At 41.7% G+C, this 17,646-nt stretch carries 19 protein-coding genes; 2 read left to right on the top strand and 17 right to left on the bottom strand.

Annotated elements, in window-relative coordinates; genetic code table 11:
* Positions 1–8: 8 nt before the first annotated feature.
* From IQ19_RS12990 to IQ19_RS13055, 14 genes are all read right to left on the bottom strand, one after another.
* Positions 9–932, bottom strand: coding sequence for a fumarylacetoacetate hydrolase family protein (locus IQ19_RS12990; protein WP_144542813.1), 924 nt, complete (start codon positions 930–932; stop codon positions 9–11).
* Between the two features lie 4 nt (positions 933–936).
* A complete protein-coding gene (locus IQ19_RS12995; RefSeq protein WP_144542814.1) occupies positions 937–1,557 on the bottom strand; it encodes a flavin reductase family protein in 621 nt (206 codons plus the stop codon).
* Positions 1,558–2,658, bottom strand: a complete 1,101-nt coding sequence (gene hisC, locus IQ19_RS13000) for a histidinol-phosphate transaminase (RefSeq protein ID WP_144542815.1) — start codon at positions 2,656–2,658, stop codon at positions 1,558–1,560. It abuts the gene before it with no gap.
* A gap of 82 nt (positions 2,659–2,740) precedes the next feature.
* On the bottom strand, positions 2,741–3,856 hold the full coding sequence (gene hppD, locus IQ19_RS13005; RefSeq protein ID WP_144542816.1) for a 4-hydroxyphenylpyruvate dioxygenase: 1,116 nt from the start codon (positions 3,854–3,856) through the stop codon (positions 2,741–2,743).
* A gap of 160 nt (positions 3,857–4,016) precedes the next feature.
* Positions 4,017–5,456 (bottom strand): dihydrolipoyl dehydrogenase, encoded by a 1,440-nt coding sequence (gene lpdA / locus IQ19_RS13010; protein ID WP_144542817.1) that lies wholly within the window; start codon positions 5,454–5,456, stop codon positions 4,017–4,019.
* A complete protein-coding gene (locus IQ19_RS13015; protein ID WP_144542818.1) occupies positions 5,457–6,680 on the bottom strand; it encodes a dihydrolipoamide acetyltransferase family protein in 1,224 nt (407 codons plus the stop codon). It abuts the gene before it with no gap.
* Between the two features lie 11 nt (positions 6,681–6,691).
* Positions 6,692–7,687: an alpha-ketoacid dehydrogenase subunit beta gene (locus IQ19_RS13020; protein ID WP_144542819.1), complete on the bottom strand. Its 996-nt coding sequence runs from the start codon at positions 7,685–7,687 to the stop codon at positions 6,692–6,694.
* Entirely contained in the window at positions 7,687–8,754 is a 1,068-nt protein-coding gene (gene pdhA / locus IQ19_RS13025) for a pyruvate dehydrogenase (acetyl-transferring) E1 component subunit alpha (RefSeq protein WP_144542820.1), read from the bottom strand. Before pdhA ends, IQ19_RS13020 begins: the two co-directional genes overlap by 1 nt.
* Positions 8,755–8,835: 81 nt before the next feature.
* Positions 8,836–9,945 carry a Leu/Phe/Val dehydrogenase gene (locus IQ19_RS13030; protein ID WP_144542821.1) on the bottom strand — a complete coding sequence of 370 codons (1,110 nt, stop codon included), beginning with the start codon at positions 9,943–9,945 and terminating at the stop codon, positions 8,836–8,838.
* Between the two features lie 96 nt (positions 9,946–10,041).
* The gene (locus IQ19_RS13035; protein WP_144542822.1) at positions 10,042–10,431 is read right to left on the bottom strand and encodes a thioesterase family protein; all 390 of its coding nucleotides are present in this window, start codon (positions 10,429–10,431) and stop codon (positions 10,042–10,044) included.
* Between the two features lie 174 nt (positions 10,432–10,605).
* Complete coding sequence (locus IQ19_RS13040; RefSeq protein WP_144542823.1) at positions 10,606–11,400, bottom strand: ABC transporter ATP-binding protein; 795 nt, start codon at positions 11,398–11,400, stop codon at positions 10,606–10,608.
* Positions 11,375–12,406 (bottom strand): ABC transporter permease, encoded by a 1,032-nt coding sequence (locus IQ19_RS13045; protein WP_144542824.1) that lies wholly within the window; start codon positions 12,404–12,406, stop codon positions 11,375–11,377. The genes IQ19_RS13040 and IQ19_RS13045 overlap by 26 nt, the downstream gene beginning before the upstream one ends.
* A 133-nt stretch (positions 12,407–12,539) precedes the next feature.
* Positions 12,540–13,550 (bottom strand): ABC transporter substrate-binding protein, encoded by a 1,011-nt coding sequence (locus IQ19_RS13050; RefSeq protein ID WP_144542825.1) that lies wholly within the window; start codon positions 13,548–13,550, stop codon positions 12,540–12,542.
* Between the two features lie 307 nt (positions 13,551–13,857).
* On the bottom strand, positions 13,858–14,808 hold the full coding sequence (locus IQ19_RS13055; protein ID WP_144542826.1) for an NAD(P)H-dependent flavin oxidoreductase: 951 nt from the start codon (positions 14,806–14,808) through the stop codon (positions 13,858–13,860).
* A 100-nt stretch (positions 14,809–14,908) separates the two neighbouring features.
* On the opposite strand from IQ19_RS13055, the gene IQ19_RS13060 reads away from it, so the two are divergent.
* Positions 14,909–15,454 (top strand): gamma carbonic anhydrase family protein, encoded by a 546-nt coding sequence (locus IQ19_RS13060; protein WP_144542827.1) that lies wholly within the window; start codon positions 14,909–14,911, stop codon positions 15,452–15,454.
* Between the two features lie 17 nt (positions 15,455–15,471).
* Here the strand turns inward: IQ19_RS13060 and IQ19_RS13065 are convergent, their stop codons facing one another.
* Both IQ19_RS13065 and IQ19_RS13070 read right to left on the bottom strand, forming a co-directional pair.
* Complete coding sequence (locus IQ19_RS13065) at positions 15,472–15,969, bottom strand: hypothetical protein (RefSeq protein WP_144542828.1); 498 nt, start codon at positions 15,967–15,969, stop codon at positions 15,472–15,474.
* A complete protein-coding gene (locus IQ19_RS13070; RefSeq protein ID WP_144542829.1) occupies positions 15,966–16,433 on the bottom strand; it encodes a hypothetical protein in 468 nt (155 codons plus the stop codon). Before IQ19_RS13070 ends, IQ19_RS13065 begins: the two co-directional genes overlap by 4 nt.
* Before the next feature lie 136 nt (positions 16,434–16,569).
* Here IQ19_RS13070 and IQ19_RS13075 point away from each other — a divergent pair, with 136 nt between their 5' ends.
* Positions 16,570–17,133, top strand: coding sequence for a CBO0543 family protein (locus IQ19_RS13075; protein WP_242020988.1), 564 nt, complete (start codon positions 16,570–16,572; stop codon positions 17,131–17,133).
* A 234-nt stretch (positions 17,134–17,367) separates the two neighbouring features.
* Here the strand turns inward: IQ19_RS13075 and IQ19_RS13080 are convergent.
* Positions 17,368–17,646: integrase core domain-containing protein (locus IQ19_RS13080; protein ID WP_144542830.1), on the bottom strand; the 279-nt coding region annotated here is incomplete at its 5' end.

Here is a 17,646-nt window from a genome sequence, read left to right on the forward strand (position 1 = left end):
TTTCCACCTCACTCTATAGCAATCTTATTTTTTAAAGTACCTAGACAGCCTATTTCAAGCTCCACTTCATCCCCGGGCTCAAGCCAGCGGTGTACATCTGTGCCAAGTTCCAAAATGCAGCCGCTCCCAACTGTTCCTGAACCAATTAATTCGCCAGGGCATAAAGTTGCACCATCCGAAGCACGTTCAATCATCTCGTAAAAAGAATAATAGATATCCTGCATATTCCCTTCTGATAGAAGGGTGCCATTAACCTTCGCAGTCATCGGTAAGTCATAGCCATTTTCAACGCGATAATCTTCCAATTCATCTTTTGTAAGAATATAAGGACCAATCGTGGTTGCGAAATCCTTCCCTTTTGCAGGTCCAAGGCCAACCTTCATCTCTTTCCTTTGAATATCCCTTGCACTCCAGTCATTCAGGATACAATAGCCAAAAATATAATCTTCTGCTTCCGAAGCTTTGATATCCTTGCCTTCCTTCCCGATCACACATGCTATTTCCAATTCATAATCAAGCCACTCACAATTTTTCGGACGGGAAATCTCTTCTTCAGGCCCCTTTATGCTGAGATGATTTGAAAAATAGAAAACGGGAATGTCATACCATTCAGGTATCATATCAAGTCCGCGGTTTCCTCTGGCGGTTTTTACATGCTCTTCAAATGCATAGAAATCCCTGAAGCTTTTCGGATTTGGCAGAGGGGCTTTTAAGATTACTTCTGACAGCGGATATACACCTTTATCTGTGTTTTTCAGCTTTTTGCCTGTTGATAAAAACTCCATAAAAAACGCATGATTTTCCAGAAATGCAAGCATGGTTTTGGGCAGCACTCCGTTTGTGGCTTCATGCATATCCACAGCATACTCATTATTTTTCAGCCAACCAGCTCTAATGGATCCATCTTGTTTTTGAAAGGTTATAAATTTCATAGCATCACCTCGGTTCCGTTTTTCGGATTAATTCAAAGACATCCGACATTGGCCTTGTATAGATATGTCCTGCCATACGTCCTACCGGTTTAAGCTTTTCAGAATTGATCCGGCCATTTTCATAAAGCTCTTCAGCAATATGCACGTGTTCGACTTTTCCAATCACCAGGCTTCCGGAACCGGCATGTTCTCCAAAATGCAGAACCTGATATAAGCTGCATTCCAGATGAACTTTTGATTCCTTCACCCTTGGCGGCTTTACGGCTGCACTTTTTTCTTTCTCCAGCCCGGCAGCCTTCATCTCGTCTGTGCCAGCAGGGTAATCAGCTGCGCAAATGTTCATTTTTTCGGTAAAATCCTCACTGACAATATTGATGACGAATTCTTTTGTCAATTCAATATTAGCAAGGGTATCTTTTTTCGATCCATCCGTCCCTTTTCTCATAGGAGAGAAGCAGATTAGCATCGGGTCTGCACAAACCGCTGTAAAAAAGCTGAATGGTGCAGCATTTACATTGCCGCTTTCATCAACAGTTGTGACAAACGCAATGGGACGGGGGAGGATTGAACCGACCATTAACTTATATGCGTCCTTCCATTCAAGACTTCCAGGATTAATTTCCATTTATCTTACACCGCCCTTATTATTTAAAAGCTCGCTGATCACGCTTATAACCGGTTCGTTATCCCCTCTTGTTCCAAGAGTCATCCTAAAAGCATCTGCATATCCCGGTAGCTTCATTTGGCGAACAACCAACCCGTTCGCAATGAGACTCGCCGCGATTGGATGCTGGCTGAAAACATAAACAAAGTTGGTTTGCGAAGGAAAGAAACCAATGTTCAGTTCTGCGAGTTTTTCACAAACAAATTCCCGTTCGACAGCATTCTTTTTCGAACAATTTTTTACAAATTCTTGATCAGCCAAAGCGGTTGCCGCAGCTGCCTGGGCAAGATGGTTTACATTAAAAACATCTTTCACTTTATGAAGCTCCTTAACGATTTCAGGGTCCATTATTCCATAACCGACGCGAAGCCCGGCAAGGCCATAAATCTTTGAAAAAGTTCTTAGGACGATCAGATTTGGATACTGTTTGAGCAGCGGAAGAGATTCCAAATATTCCTTTGAGGTAACGTATTCGTAATAGGCTTCATCCAAAATGATCAGGATGTCCGGAGGGATTTTTCCTATGAACCGGTAAAGCTCATCTTTCCCGACAATCGTACCTGTTGGATTGTTGGGATTACAGACAAACACCATTTTTGTTTTATGGCCAATCTTCTCATACATAGCATCCAAATCATGGGTTCCATTTCGGAGTGGGACGGAAACAGCTTTGCCGCCTTCAATAACTACATTTGTTTCATATCTTGGAAAGGTAATCTGCGCCATCACAGCTTCATCGCCAGGGCTTATGTATGCTCTAGTCAAAAGACGGATTATTTCTTCTGATCCGTTGCTAGCCAGAATTCTGTCTTCGCTTAAGTTGTAAAAATCCGCTATTTTGCGAATTAATAGGGAAACAGTGCCATCCGGATAAAAATATAGGCTGTTCATCGCTTTGGTGATGCTATCCTTTACTTCTGCGGAACAGCCGTATACATTTTCATTATCAGACATTTTCCTGATAGCTTTTAGATTGAATTTTGTTTTAATCTCCTCCGGGGAATCGCCAAGCGGATAAGATACAATTTTCTCGACAGCACTTCTCGTCTGGATTTTAGCCATAGCCTTTGCCTCCTTTACGCCAAGGTTCTTGTTGATTATTACACTTATTAAAAAAGGGAGAAAGCATCTCCCTTTTTCGGTCTTATAGATTTCCGCGTCTTTCCTGCTCGCGCTCAATCGATTCAAATAGTGCCTTGAAGTTTCCTTCACCAAATCCTCTTGCCCCTTTACGCTGAATCACTTCGATGAAAAGGGTTGGCCGGTCAACAATTGGTTTCGTGAAGATTTGCAGCAAATAGCCTTCATCGTCACGGTCTACTAATATGCTTAACTCTTTTAGCTTATCAATCTCTTCATCAATTTCTCCTACACGTTCTGAAAGCATGTCATAATAAGAATCAGGTGTGTTTAAAAACTCTACTCCATTCTTACGCAGAACGCTGACCGTTTTGACGATATCTTCAGTCAGGATGGCCAGATGCTGCACGCCAGCCCCGTTATAGTATTCGAGGTATTCCTCAATCTGTGACTTGCGCTTTCCTTCAGCAGGCTCGTTGATAGGGAATTTAATTCTGCCGCCATTATGCATTACTTTAGACATTAAAGCGGAATATTCTGTTGTAATATCTTTATCAGTGAAGTGCTTCATTTCTTTAAAGCCCATTACATTCGCATAATAGTTCACCCATTCTTCCATTCTTTCCACATTGCCGACAACATGGTCAATGCCAATAAACCCTGCATCTTCAAACGGAACGGTTGTTTCGTAAGGCTCAAATCCAGGCATGAAAATACCTTTGTAATTATTGCGCTCAACTAGTGTGTGGATCGTATCTCCATATGTTCCGATTACGGCTTTTTTCACAGTTCCATGCTCATCCTTTATTTCATATGGCGGCTGAATATCAATAGCGCCTCTTTTTACTGCCTCTTGATAAGCCTTTTCAACATTATCAACCGTTAAAGCAATATCTTTAACTCCATCACCGTGCTTTTTAATAAAAGCTGATACTCTCGAGCTATCATTCAATGTTCCTGTGATTACCAGGCGTATTTTTCTTTGCTGGAGCACATATGAAACAGTTTCTCTGCTGCCTGTTTCAAGACCAGAATATGCAACTGGTTTGAATCCGAATGCTGTACAAAAATAATGGCATGACTGCTTCGCATTGCCGGAGTATATTTCTAAATAGTCCACTTCCTTAACAGGGAAGAAATCCTCTGCCTTTTGTTCTTTCAGCACTTTTTCTTCATGCACGCGAACCCCTCCATTAATAAAATTATTAATATTTTGAATTTATAATATATTAAACTTGTAAACGTTCTCAAGAGTTCAAGTTAAAGCTATAATGCACTTCTGCGGTAAAGCGAAACTTCTTCCAGCAAGCGTTTTTTGGCGTTAAGACGGGGTAAATTTCCTACACTTTTAATCTCTCTTTTTTCAAGCTCGGCGGGATGTGGATAGCCTGTTTTTTCAGTGCCTCTACTGCTTCTAGCAGCCCTTCATTCATGCTTGGGTGCGGATAGTTAGGGAAAATTAAATCCTCATCCCTGGCTGCCATTTCCAAAGCTGTGATTCCGCTTGAAATCAATTCAACCGCACCAGGGCCTACCATATGGATACCAAGCAGCACACATTGTTCCTTATCACTAATGACTTTGATAAACCCATCTTTTTTCCCGGTTAAAGTGCTATAACCATTAGAGGATAATGGATAATGACCAATTTCAATTTCATACCCCAGATCACTAGCTTCTTCTTCCGTCAAACCAGTACTTGCAATAGGAGGCTGCGTGTGGGCTACTACCGGAATAAAACGAAAGTCAGATTCCGATGCGATTCCAGCAATCGCTTCAGCAGCTGTTTTCCCTTGTTTAATGGCTTTTACTGCAAGAGCTGGTCCCTCTGTAACATCGCCGATCGCATATATATGCTCCCGGGAAGTCCGGCTTTGATGATCCACCTTGATAAAACCAGCTGTGCTTGTTTCTACTCCTATGCGGTTAAGACCGAGCTGGTCTGTATTTGGCTTTATGGATGTGGATGAAAATAAGTATGTTCCTGAAAGGGTTTCTGTCTTTCCCTTTGCTTCAAGAATTAGTGATACATTGTTCTCATAGAGCTGTAATTCCAATACATCCACATTCCTTACAACATTTAGTCCTTTCTTTTTTAAAATTCTTTTCAGCTCCCGGCAGATAGATTGATCAAATTCAAACTCTGCTTTTCCTTCATCAAGGATGAGCGTCACATCCGAACCAAGTGCCTGATAAGCCATCCCCATCTCCAGGGCGATATAGTCACTTCCGTAAACCAGCAGCTTTTCGGGAATTTCATTTAAATTTGCAATGGTATGAGTATCCAGGAGCCTTTCACTTTTTTCTTGCAGCCATGTAGGGAGAACCGGAGAGCTTCCCGTTGCAATGATTGCATCCTTAAATCGAAAAACCTCATATTTCTCCCCATTCTCTACGCCTATTTTATCCTCAGCCAAAAAAAATCCCGACCCCACAACCATCTCGACCTTATTTGCTTTGCAGAGTCCCTCGATTCCTGTCCGAAGCTGCTCAATCGTCTTCTGTTTGTATTGCTGAAGTTTTTTCATGTTAAAAGAGACGGCTTCTCGTTCAATTCCCCAGTTTTCATCCTCCTGATAGGAAACTAATTTCTCAGCAGACTGTGTAAGAATCTTTGATGGAATACAGCCTTTGTTTAAACAAACACCGCCCAGTTGTCCACGTTCAATTAACGTAACAGTACGTCCGAGCTGCGCAGCACGGATCGCCGCATGGTATCCCCCAGGGCCCCCGCCAATAATCATGACATCGCGTTCATGTGCAAGTTCGCCAACTACCATCTATACCATCTCCAGAACAAGCATTTTCGGATTTTGAATCAGTTCGGCAAAGCGGTTTGTAAAGCGTACTGCTGTCGCCCCGTCTGCCACTCTATGGTCAAAGGACATTGAAATATTCATCATCGACCGGATGACAATTTGGTCATCTTCCGTAACCACAGGCATTTTCTTAGTCTTATGGAAAGACACAAGAGCTGTCTGCGGATGCTGGATGATCGGTGTAGCACCGAAGCTTCCTCCAAGCGGTCCCACATTGCTGATGGTAAAAGTGCCGCCGGTTATTTCTTTTACTGTCAGCATGTTTTCAAGAGCTTTATCTGTCAGCTGCTTCATTTCTTTGTGGATATCACGGATGGATTTCTTCTCAATATTTTGGATGACCGGAACGATTAACCCCTCCTCGGTATCCACCGCGATGCCAATATGATGATCCTTAAGCAAATGGATTGCTTCCTTTTCTTCATCAAGCTCCGCATTGAACACAGGAAATTCCTTCAGGCAAATAGATAGTGCCTTAAGGAAAAATGCCGTTGCAGATATGGTCTGGTTTTGGTCTTTCAGCTCATTTCTGAAAGTAATCAGCTCTGTAACATCAATTTCTTCAAAGTGGGTGCAATGAGGAATCGTATTAAGTGAGTGTACCATTTTTTTGGCAATCTGCTTTCTTCTGCCTCTTAAAGGAATTGTACTCGTTACCTTATCATTCCTTTTTGCCGGTTCCTTAGGAGCCGGCTGAGCAGGCAGTTTAGGCTTTTGCTGTGCAGCCGCCATAAATTTATAGATATCTTCATCCAAAATGCGGCCTGCAGGGCCAGTTCCTGCTACATTTTCTATAGTAATTCCATTCTCACGGGCAATCTTTCTTGTAAATGGGGAAGCGAGAACCCTTTTTCGTTTTACTGCTGCAAAAGATTGCAGCCGTTCGGCTTGTAATTCAGCAACAGCAGGCTTAGGGAGGTTTTTCTCGATTTTAACTGGGACACCGGCTTGCTCACCCACCTCCAAAATTAATAATGTGGACCCTACCGAAACCGTATCGCCGGGCTGGACTGTAAACTCCTTTATTATTCCAGCTCTGGGTGCCGGAATTTCTGCAGTCATTTTATCGGTCTGTACTTCGACGAGAGGGTCATCAGCTTTAACTGCCTCTCCTGGTTTGACTAAAAAACAATTTATTTCTGCCTCTGTCATGCCTTCTCCAATATCATGCAGTTTAACTTCCACGGCTTACCCTCCTAAAACTTCATTACTTTTTCAATGCTATGCTGGATTCGCTTTGGGGTGGGCAAATAATGGTCCTCAAAACCGAAATACGGCACTGGGGCATCAAAGCCTGTCACTCGCTCTACAGGGGCTTTTTGATATAAAAAGGATGTATCATTGATAATGGCAAGTACATCATTTCCTACTCCCCCAGTAGCATGCGCTTCATGGACAATAACAGTTCTGCCTGTTTTTTGCACAGATTCTGCAATAATATCCTTATCGATTGGAAATAACGTCCTTAGGTCAATTACATCACAATGGATTCCCTTTTCCTCCATCATCTTGGCAGCTTTCATCGCCTCGGGAACCATCGCGCCCCAAGTAATAACCGTAACATCATCGCCCTCCATGATCTTTTTGCCCTTTCCAATTTCAACGGTATATTTTCCTTCCGGCACTTCTTCCTTCATGGAGCGGTAGCAGCGCATCGGCTCAAGGAACAGAACCGGATCCGGGTCTTCTATGGCTGCAATTAGCAGACCCTTGGCATCATAGGGGCTTGCAGGACAAACAACCTTAATGCCCGGCATATGGGTAAAAATAGATTCCGTTGAGTCACAGTGGATTTCCGGAGCCCTGACTCCTGCACCATAAGGGGCGCGGATAACCAACGGAACTGTAAAATGGCCCATCGTCCTCATCCGCAGCCTTGAAGCATGTGTCATTATTTGTTCATAAGCGGGATAAATAAATCCAAGAAACTGAATCTCGATTACAGGCAAAAAGCCGTTCACTGCCATGCCTATCCCTGCTCCAACAAACCCTGCCTCGCTTAATGGAGTATCAATGACCCGGTTTTCTCCAAACTTTGCCTGGAGTCCGTCCGTGGCACGAAACACTCCGCCGTTTTTCCCGATATCTTCACCAAGCAGCAAAACTTCTTCTCTCTTTTCAAGCATTGTATCGAGAGCATCTGTAATGGCCTGAACCAGCGTCAATGTCTTTGTTCCAACTGCGGTTTTCATTATTTGCCTCCTCCAATCTGCTTTAGATACTCTTCTTTTTGCTGTTGAATTTGCCAGGTCGGCTCAGCAAAGACATGGTCAAATATAGCTGCAGGATCTGCAGGTGGAAAGTTCTCCATTTCAGCTACAGCTTGATCTATTTCTGCAGAGGCTTCCTCCTCTGCTGCCTGCATCCATTTTTCATTATAGATTCCTTCGTTTTTCATCCATCTTTCCAGTCTTAGAATCGGATCGGTCTCCTGCCTTCTGTTGATGCTTTCCGCTTGATCACGATATTTCGATGGATCATCAGCTGTTGTATGGGCACCGTATCTCCAGGTAACAGCTTCTATAAGAGTCGGACCCTCTCCGTTTCTTGCCCTTTCCAAGGCTTTTAACGTTTCAAAGTAAACGATAAAGATGTCATTGCCGTCTATCCTTACACCCGGCATATCATATGCAAGCGCTTTTTGAGCTATTGTTTTTGAATTCATTTGTTTATGGATTGGCACGGAAATGGCATACTGATTATTTTGATTAAAAAAGACAACAGGCGCCTTGAATACACTTGCAAAGTTCAGGCCTTCATGGAAGTCCCCTTCTGATGTAGCTCCATCCCCAAAATAAGCAATAGCTGCATTAGCTGTGCCTTTTTTCCTTTCAGCAAAAGCAGCGCCGGCGGCATGAGGGATTTGTGTTGCAATCGGAATGCCCGGCGGAAAGATTTTTTTTCCATCCGGGGGGATACAGCCCTCATTCCGGCCGTTCCAAAACAGCAGGATGTTCCTTAATGAGTGGCCGAATGTCATGGCCGCTCCATGGTCGCGATAGGTCGGGAACATCCAGTCATTTGGCTCAAGTGCCGCAGCAGTCCCGACCTGTGAAGCCTCCTGGCCTTCAAAAGGCGCATAAGTTCCAATCCTGCCCTGCCGCTGAAGCGAGATGGCTTTGCGGTCAAAAATGCGTATTCTCGTCATCTGTTTGTAAAATTCTTGTACAAGTTTTTCAGTTAGCTTTCCTTTGTACTCAGGGGAAACGATATTTCCGTTTTCGTCCAGTATACGCTGGATCGGAAAGTGATTTTCCATTTTCTCACCCTTTGGCTATGATTTTTTAATATTGTTAAAGAACTTAAATAAGGTACAAATGTAGTTAATCCGCCAAAAAAATTATGTTCTTACTGCCCACTTCGGGCGCTTCATATGAGAAAAGAAGCTGTTTCTGCGTGTCCGTGCTTCTATCCGGCTTTCGCAGAACTGATTGGATGCTTCAACTGTTGTAATTCCATTTGCTTCGGCATGTTCATAGATGTTTAGAAGAGAATTGTAGATAGCCTTTGTTTTGCGGAGTACCCTTTCTTTGTTAGGTGTATATAGTTCGTCAGCCACCTGTATTAAACCGCCTGCGTTAACAATATAATCGGGAGCAAACAAGATGCCTTTGTCCCTCAGGATTTGTCCATGGCGCATTTCAAGGAGCTGATTGTTGGCAGAACCAACGATTGCTTTTACTTTTAATTGCCCAATTGTTTCATCATTAATAATTCCTCCCATCGCACATGGAACAAAAACATCAGCGTTGGCACCATAAATTTCATTACTGGATAATACCTTAACTCCCGCACCTAGTTCTTTCGCTTTTGTGAGCAGCTGGTCAATCGCATTCTGGTTAATATCTGTTACAAATAAATCAGCACCTTCTTCAAGCAATCTTTCTGCAACCTTATAACCAACTTTGCCAAGCCCCTGAATCGAATAACTTTTCCCTGAAAGGTCTTCAGATCCTGTCAACGCTTTATTTGTGGCCTGCAGCCCGTAAATAACGCCTTGTGCAGTCGGAACAGAAGAGTCTCCGCTGCCCCCGTACACCTCATCAACACCTACAATGCAATTGGTTTCTTTTAGCGCATGTACAAAATCTTCTGTTGATGTGCCCATGTCCGTCCCGGTATAGAAACGCCCATTCAATGATTCAACAAATTGCCCAAATGCACGGAACAATTCAGGCGTCTTATCCCTTGCCGGATCTCCAATAATGACGGCTTTCCCGCCGCCAAAGTCAACATCTGCCGCCGCGCATTTATAGGTCATGCCTTTAGATAATCGGAGGACATCTTCAAGTGCATCATCGACACTGTTATAAGGAAACATACGGCAGCCTCCCAATGCAGGTCCAAGCCTTGTGCTATGAATAGCAATGATCGCCTTCAATCCTGTAGACTCATCATTGCAGAAGACAACTTGTTCATGGTCTTTTATTTTTTGAAACATATCAGCCATTTCCTTCTCCCCTTTACTAATGATAGCGCTTACAAAAAACTTTATTAAAAATGCCTTGATTTAAAGGCTGATCTTTCACTAATCAATATGAATCTTTTATTCTTTTTTTAGCATTTGGGAAATTTTGCTTTTAGGCAGGATTACCTGTTTGACTTCTCCCTGGCCTATTAGTTTAGTTCCATTATGAACTGTCACAAAGGTGTGAACCGATTTCCCATCAAGCTTATCAACTGTTGCTGTGATGGTTAAGGAAGATCCTTCTGCTGAAGGAGAAAGATGCGTGGCAGAAACTGCCCCTCCCATTCCCTCCTCCTCTTCTTCCAGGAACGGCAGGATCAGCAAGCGTGATGCCCATTCCATATGATAGATCATGGTCACGGTTGAATACGCCCGGTGGACGATTTCCCCATCAAATTGAGCAAACATTTCAGGGGTTACTACGGCATGGATGACAGCCTGATGTCCAGTATTCAGCCCAGGTTTCATAACATTCCTCCCCGTTCTTACAGTAATATGTATGACGTATATTTAACGATATAATATCATTACGTTAAATGAATAGTCAATAAATTGTGAAGAGTTCAAAAATTCTTTGGGTATTCTTAGCGCGAAAAAAGGATTAACCATCTGCCTTTTTTGGTTAATCCTTTTTCTATTAGTCTATGAAAGAAGTGCACGGTCACTTGCCATTTTTGTTCCGCGAATGCGCTGGAACTCATTCAGCAGCTGTTCAATTGTTAGATGCTGCTTCTGATCCTCGTCTACCTCAAGGATAATCTGGCCTTTGTCCATCATAATCAGCCTGTTTCCCAAGTCCAAGGCCTGTTGCATATTGTGGGTAACCATTAAGGTTGTTAAATTATATTTTTCTACAATTTCCTTTGTCAAGTTCGTAATGAGCTCTGCACGGGCCGGGTCAAGGGCTGCCGTATGTTCATCCAATAATAGAATGGAAGGCTCTGTGAAAGTCGCCATTAATAAAGAAAGCGCCTGCCTTTCCCCTCCCGATAATAATCCAACCTTTGCATTCAAGCGATTTTCAAGACCCAGGTGAAGGGTTTCGAGTACTTCACGGAAATATTCCTTACGCTTCTTCGTAACCCCTTTTCTTAACGTTCTTGATTTATTCCTTGAATAGGCCATTGCAAGATTCTCTTCAATTGTCATCGAAGGAGCGGTACCTGCCATTGGATCCTGGAACACACGTCCAATAAGCTTTGCCCGTTTATATTCTGACATGGCCGTTACATTTTGGCTGTCAATATAAACAGACCCTACATCAGGAATCATAACGCCCGAAATGATATTCATCAAAGTCGACTTCCCTGCTCCATTGCTTCCAATTACAGTGACAAAGTCACCTTCATTTAAAGTAAGATTAATCGTATCAAGTGCAATTTTTTCATCCGGTGTCCCTTCATTAAAAACTTTATGAATCTGATTTAATTGCAGCACCAGCTTCCCCCTTTCCGCCTGAAGGCAATTCGCTTAGAGTCATGTTTTCTGCCAGCCTTTTCGCTTTGCGCTTTTTCTCTTTTGTCCGGTCGATCACTTTTGGCATAATTAAGGCAAGTATGACGATTGTTGCTGTGATCAGCTTCATATCGCCCGGTTCAAGAAATTCTACGCGTAGTGCCATTGTCACCACAATTCGGTAGATAATTGCGCCGCCAATTACAGCAAGGGTTGTTCTGGAAATCGTCTTGGTGCCAAATAAAGCTTCTCCAATGATGACAGACGCGAGCCCAATAATAATCATTCCTATCCCCATCCCAACATCGGCAAATCCGCCTTGCTGGGCAATAAGCGCTCCCGAAAAAGCAACCATTGCATTAGACAATCCCAAACCCAATATGACCATTAAATTGGTATTGGCTGAAAGGCTCCGGATCATCCTTTTATTGTCTCCTGTAGCCCGTAAAGCTAAGCCAACCTCTGTCTGCAGGAAGCGGTCCGCTAGGAATTTAATCGTAAAGGTCACAAGGACCATAAACAGAATGATTCCCCAGGTTCTTGGGAGACTGTCTCCAAGTCCAATTATTGATAAAATACTGTTGAAAAAGGCATCAATTCCTGTTTTGTCCCAGAAATCCCTAACATGTGTCATAGCCGTTTCTGTATTTAATAGCGGAACATTTGACTTGCCCATAATCCGGAGATTAATAGAATACAAAGCAATCATCATCAATATCCCTGAGAGCAAGGCATTGATTTTTCCAAAAGTATGAATTATGCCTGTAAGACAGCCGGCAATAAACCCGGCGAACATCGCCATGATCGTGGCAGCGAAAGGATTAACCCCGCTGACAATCATGGTTGCTGCTACGGCAGCACCGGTTACGAAGCTTCCATCAACCGTTAAATCGGGAAAATCCAGTACTCTGAATGATAAATACACGCCAAGTGCCATGATTGCGTAAATGATCCCTGATTCGAACGCACCGAATATGGCTGTAAACACTAAGAATCACACCCTTTTTTTTATTAAGCAGTAACAGAAGGCTTCTAAGCAGTTTTTTAAATCAAAGGCAGCCGGCCAGTTATAACTTTTCTTGAATATGCCATACTCAGCCGGCAAATCCTTAGCCCTATATTTATTCCTCATGGAATTCTGCAATTTCTGACCATGCATCTTTTACTTCCAGCCCCTGTTCTTCAGCTGCTTTTTTGTTGATGACCAGCTTAAGGCTGCCTGGAAGCTCAACTGGAATTTCAGACGGTTTTTTATTCCCTTTTAAAACCTCGGCAGCCATTTTCCCGGTTTGGTATCCCAGGTCAAAATAGCTGAATCCGCTGGCTGCGATTGCCCCGCGCTTCATAGAGTCCAACTCTCCTACAAATAGAGGGATTTTTTTACTGTTAGCTACTGAAATAACAGATTCCAGTGCCGAAACAACTGTATTATCAGTAGGAATATAGATGGCATCCACCCTGCCTACAAGGGAATCAGCAGCCTGTTTTACTTCTGCAGAAGTTGAAACAGATGCTTCTACAATCTTGGCGCCTTTTGGCTCAGCTAATTCTTTTACCTGTTGTACCTGCACTTCAGAATTCTGTTCTCCAGAGTTATAAATGATTCCAATGTTCTGAACACCAACTTCATCAATCATAAAGTCAATTGTTTTAGCTGTTCCTTCCGGATGGTTATCTGTAGTGCCGGTGATATTATCACCTGGTTTATCAAATGACTCTACCAGCCCTGCTCCAACAGGATCTGTTACAGAAGTAAATAAAATGGGAATATCCTTTGTCGCATTTAAGGCACTGACAGCGCTAGGGGTTGCATTGGCAAAAATCATATCCACTTTGTCGCCAACGAAATTATTAGCAATAGTTTGTGTGTTGTTCATATCTGCTTGGGCATTTTGAAAATCAAACTTTACATTTTCGCCTTCCTTAAACCCCTCATCCTCCAAGGCTTTCTTAAATCCATCAGTAGCTGCGTCTAGTGACGGATGTTCCACAAATTGAGTGATCCCTATGGTATATTGCTTCTTTTCATCTGCCTCCGCAGAGGAACCTTTAGAAGTCTCCTTTCCGCAGCCACTCATAACAAGCATCCCTGCAGCCATTATTAAGGAGAAAGCCTTTAACGATTTTTTCATTGAAAAACCCCCTGAATTAAAATGTTAACTATCAGTTAGATCTGATAGCAAAACCCTATTATGTATGCGCTTACATGTTGTGGTAATAAAAACTGGGAAATAGCCTGCCTAACCTGTTTTTTAACATTTATATGATATTTACATTCATTATCGTAAATACAACGTTATATTATCACCAGAGTTAAGCGAGTGTCAATAATATTCCAAAAATTTAATATATTTTGATAAGTGGAGATTTACCTATTTCTCTGATTGCCCCTCATGCTTTTATTTATAAAAAAAGCATGCAGATTATAGAACCTGCATGCTAGTTTAATAACTTTGCAGCGTTTTGCAACTGAAGGTTAGCGTCCCCCATCACCTTATCCAGCAGTTCCTTTACAGTTGGCAAATCGGCAATCAGTCCGGAAATTTGCCCGCTATTCATAAACCCTTCTTCTCCGTTGCCTTCTAACGCACCTTTCTTATGATAATCCTCTGAAGTCAAAGTATTATATTTCTCTAAACTAATGCCTTCTTTTTCATTATTCAAAAGCTTTTGGGCGTATCCTGTTGAAAGCACCCTTCTGATTCTTCCAACGGAACGCCCAATTATAACTGTTTCATGGTCGGTCGCTTCAATAATTTTCTTTTTATATTCTGTATGAAATGGCGCCTCTTTCGTGGCAATAAATCTCGTACCCATTTGCACGCCGCTAGCCCCAAGGGCCAGCATGGCAGCTAGCCCTTTTCCATCGCCAATTCCTCCTGCTGCAGCCACAGGAACTGACACCTTATTAACGATTTGCGGGATCAGTACAAGCGTTGTCGTTTCAAGTGAAGAATTTATCCCGGCAGCCTCGTATCCCTCGGCTACAATGATATCCGTACCGGCAGCCTCTGCTTTTATTGCCTGTCTAACAGATGCTGCAACTGTTATAACCCTTAAACCGTTTTCATGCAGCTTTGGTATAAAAGGAGCCGGATTGCCTGCCGAAAGGGAAACAACGGGAACCTTATGCTTGATAACAAGCGAAAGTATTTCCTTAACATATGGAGAGACACTTAAGGCCACATTCACAGCGAATGGTTTTTCAGTACGCCTTTTTGTCTCAACGATAATCTCCTCGACTTCCTGGGGTACCATAGTTCCCGCTCCTATTGTCCCCAGCCCGCCAGCTTCAGAAACGGCTGCTGTTAAAATCGCATTGCTTATATTCCCCATCCCGCCCTGAATGATCGGATATTTAATATTTAAAATGCTTGTTAATATATTCAATAAAATTCCCCCTTCGTAAAAATAATGTTATACTAATTTTAATAGTTTGACAATTAAGAAAAGGTTCAGTTCTTTTTAATTTATTGTTAGGGGGATGTTTATGCTTTTAGCTTACAATGACAAGAAGCCGCGGGTTGGGCAAACTGTGTTTTTGGCTCCAGGCTGTTATGTAATTGGGGATGTGGAAATTGGCGAAGAATCGAGCATCTGGTTCAATGCGGTTTTAAGAGGCGATGAAGATGCAATCAAAATCGGAAACCGCTGCAGCATTCAGGATAATGTGACATGCCACTTGTATGAAGGCTCTCCATTAGTTATTGAAGATGAGGTGACAGTTGGCCATAATGCAATTCTGCACGGCTGTACGATAAAAAAGCGAACCATTGTCGGAATGGGGTCAACCATACTAGATGGCGCCGAAATCGGCGAAGAGTGCATAATCGGTGCAAACACCCTTATACCAGCAGGCAAAAAAATCCCTGCCCGATCACTTCTTGTCGGCTCGCCGGGAAAAGTGGTCAGGGAACTGGCCGAGAAGGATCTGGAACTCATCCAGCTTTCCATCAATACTTATGTTCAAAAAGGCCAAGAATATAAAAACAACCTGACTGAAGTCGTTAATACAATGGACATAACAAAATATTGACGAAGAAAAGCCGTTATTCAGCGGCTTTTTTCTAATTTAATATGAACATGATAAAAAATGATCTGTATTGTTTGCATAGACATATAGACCGGAAAAGACCATGCCATATGATACCCTTTATCGTAATGAAACACGCCGATTTTAACTGCAAACCATTCTATTAGCACAGCAAACAATGTCCAGGCAGTGACGTAAAAGATGTTTTTATACCCTGCTATACGGAATTTTACATAAAGGTAGATAAAAAAATAACTATAGGGCCCATACATAACGTAACTAAGAAAATCTATAAATTGGTATGCAGAAGTATCATTTACATCATAAAAATCCCATGGTTTTATACTGATTGTATGATCGAAAAACATCCCTATAAATATTCCGTATGTGAAGTGGGCTGCTGACTCTATTGCAGATATAACCTTAGGCAGTTTCCAAATAAGGATTCCAGACAAAATAAGATTAGCAATGACAAACCATTCATTAGCATCAAAAGTTTTTTCATATACTGTTATCATACAGAATGCTCCCGATTAAGATACTTTACTCCCCCGGCCAATCCCAGGCCAAATATCAGAAAAGCACTATTGGCAATCCCGGCGTATAATAATTTCCACTTTGTATACGTAACGACCGCAAATAACAAACTTAAAATATCCATTAGCTGCAGGGACAAAAACATACCAATGAAGATAAAAACTTTCTTTTTCCATGTTGCTGTCCCCAAAAAAACATTTATAAAAATAAGTACAATTACAGGTCCAATTATATCCCGATGCAGTAAAAAAAACAGAAATAACAAAGAATCTTCTGTAAGTTTAAACAATTTCAGCTGCAAAGTCATAATGGTTGTATAATTTTTTGCTGCTATAGTTATGATCATAAAAACTATTGAGTTTTGCAGGAATGATAAAGGTTTTTTTTGGAAATAAAAAACAAGTACCGTGTATAAGGATATAACGATTGCTGCCGGAAGCGCCATTGAATCACCTAAATGTTTTAGTCTTTTAATAAATTATTATCCCGCAGCTTTCTTAATTAAATACCTTCTTATTTTTATTCATAGAAGGAAGCCGATTAGGCAAACTACTTAAAAGGAATTTTAGGGAAGTGTACTGATGCTGCCAATCGGGCAGCCACAAAGAAAGAGGGATTTGATGCACTTACTATTTAATTTTCTCTTTTTATTGGCGGGATGGAAATGGGGTGACTGGAAGAACTGGCGTGAATACTATCCAACCATTTTATTTTTTATTGGCGGAGACTTGTTAAAAAACTTTCTATTTCGGAATTATCCTATGTGGCAATACAAAGAGACTGTTTTTGCGGAAAATATTTTGTTCGGGCACCCTGTTATTAACTTAATGATCATGGCAATCGTTTATCCTGCTACAATCCTAATCTTTCTTGGCCATTATCCCAAGGGATGCCGCCAACAGGCTATATGGATTGCTTTATGGGTGTTTTTCTACAGCTCGATAGAATTTGTCAATCTTCATTATTTAAATTTAATAGAACATTCAAATGGATGGACGATGGGATGGTCCCTTCTCTTTAATATATTTATGTTTATTATTTTTAGGGTACATTACAAAAGGCCTCTGGTGGCTCTCGGAATCGGTTTTTTATGGATCTTTTTCCTATGGAATATGCTTGATGTACCAATAGAGCTATTAAAATAACAGAATCACCGGGGACAGTTTGTTTATAAATAAAAAAAGCCAGTAAAAAAAAGGCTGCTCTTAATTAAGCTGCCGATTGCACTCAAAGTTATTCCACCCTAATTCTTTGAATACAAGATTATTCCATAAGCAACTTGTAAATGCTTTTACTCTGTATTTTAACCAGGCAGCAAAAAGTAAAAAGCCATCCGTTTAGACTGACCTAGTCATTTGAGACAGTAATAAAACACCTTCTTAGGCTGCCATATCACCAAACTCTATTGGTGTGTGGTAGCCTAATTTTTCTTGGATACGCTCTTCGTTATAATACCTCATAAATTGATCTACACGTTCTCTTACTTCTTCTAAAGATAAAGAATTAAATTTAACATACTGAAATTCCTCTGATTTTAGGTTCGAATGAAAAGACTCAATTACTGCGTTGTCCCAACAGTTTCCTCTGCGCGACATACTACTGACTAAATCCTTCTCTTTTATTCGATTTTGATAGGCATAGGAAGAATAGACGCTTCC

Source organism: Cytobacillus oceanisediminis (assembly GCF_007830235.1).
Classification (GTDB): Bacteria; Bacillota; Bacilli; order Bacillales; family Cytobacillaceae; genus Cytobacillus; species Cytobacillus oceanisediminis.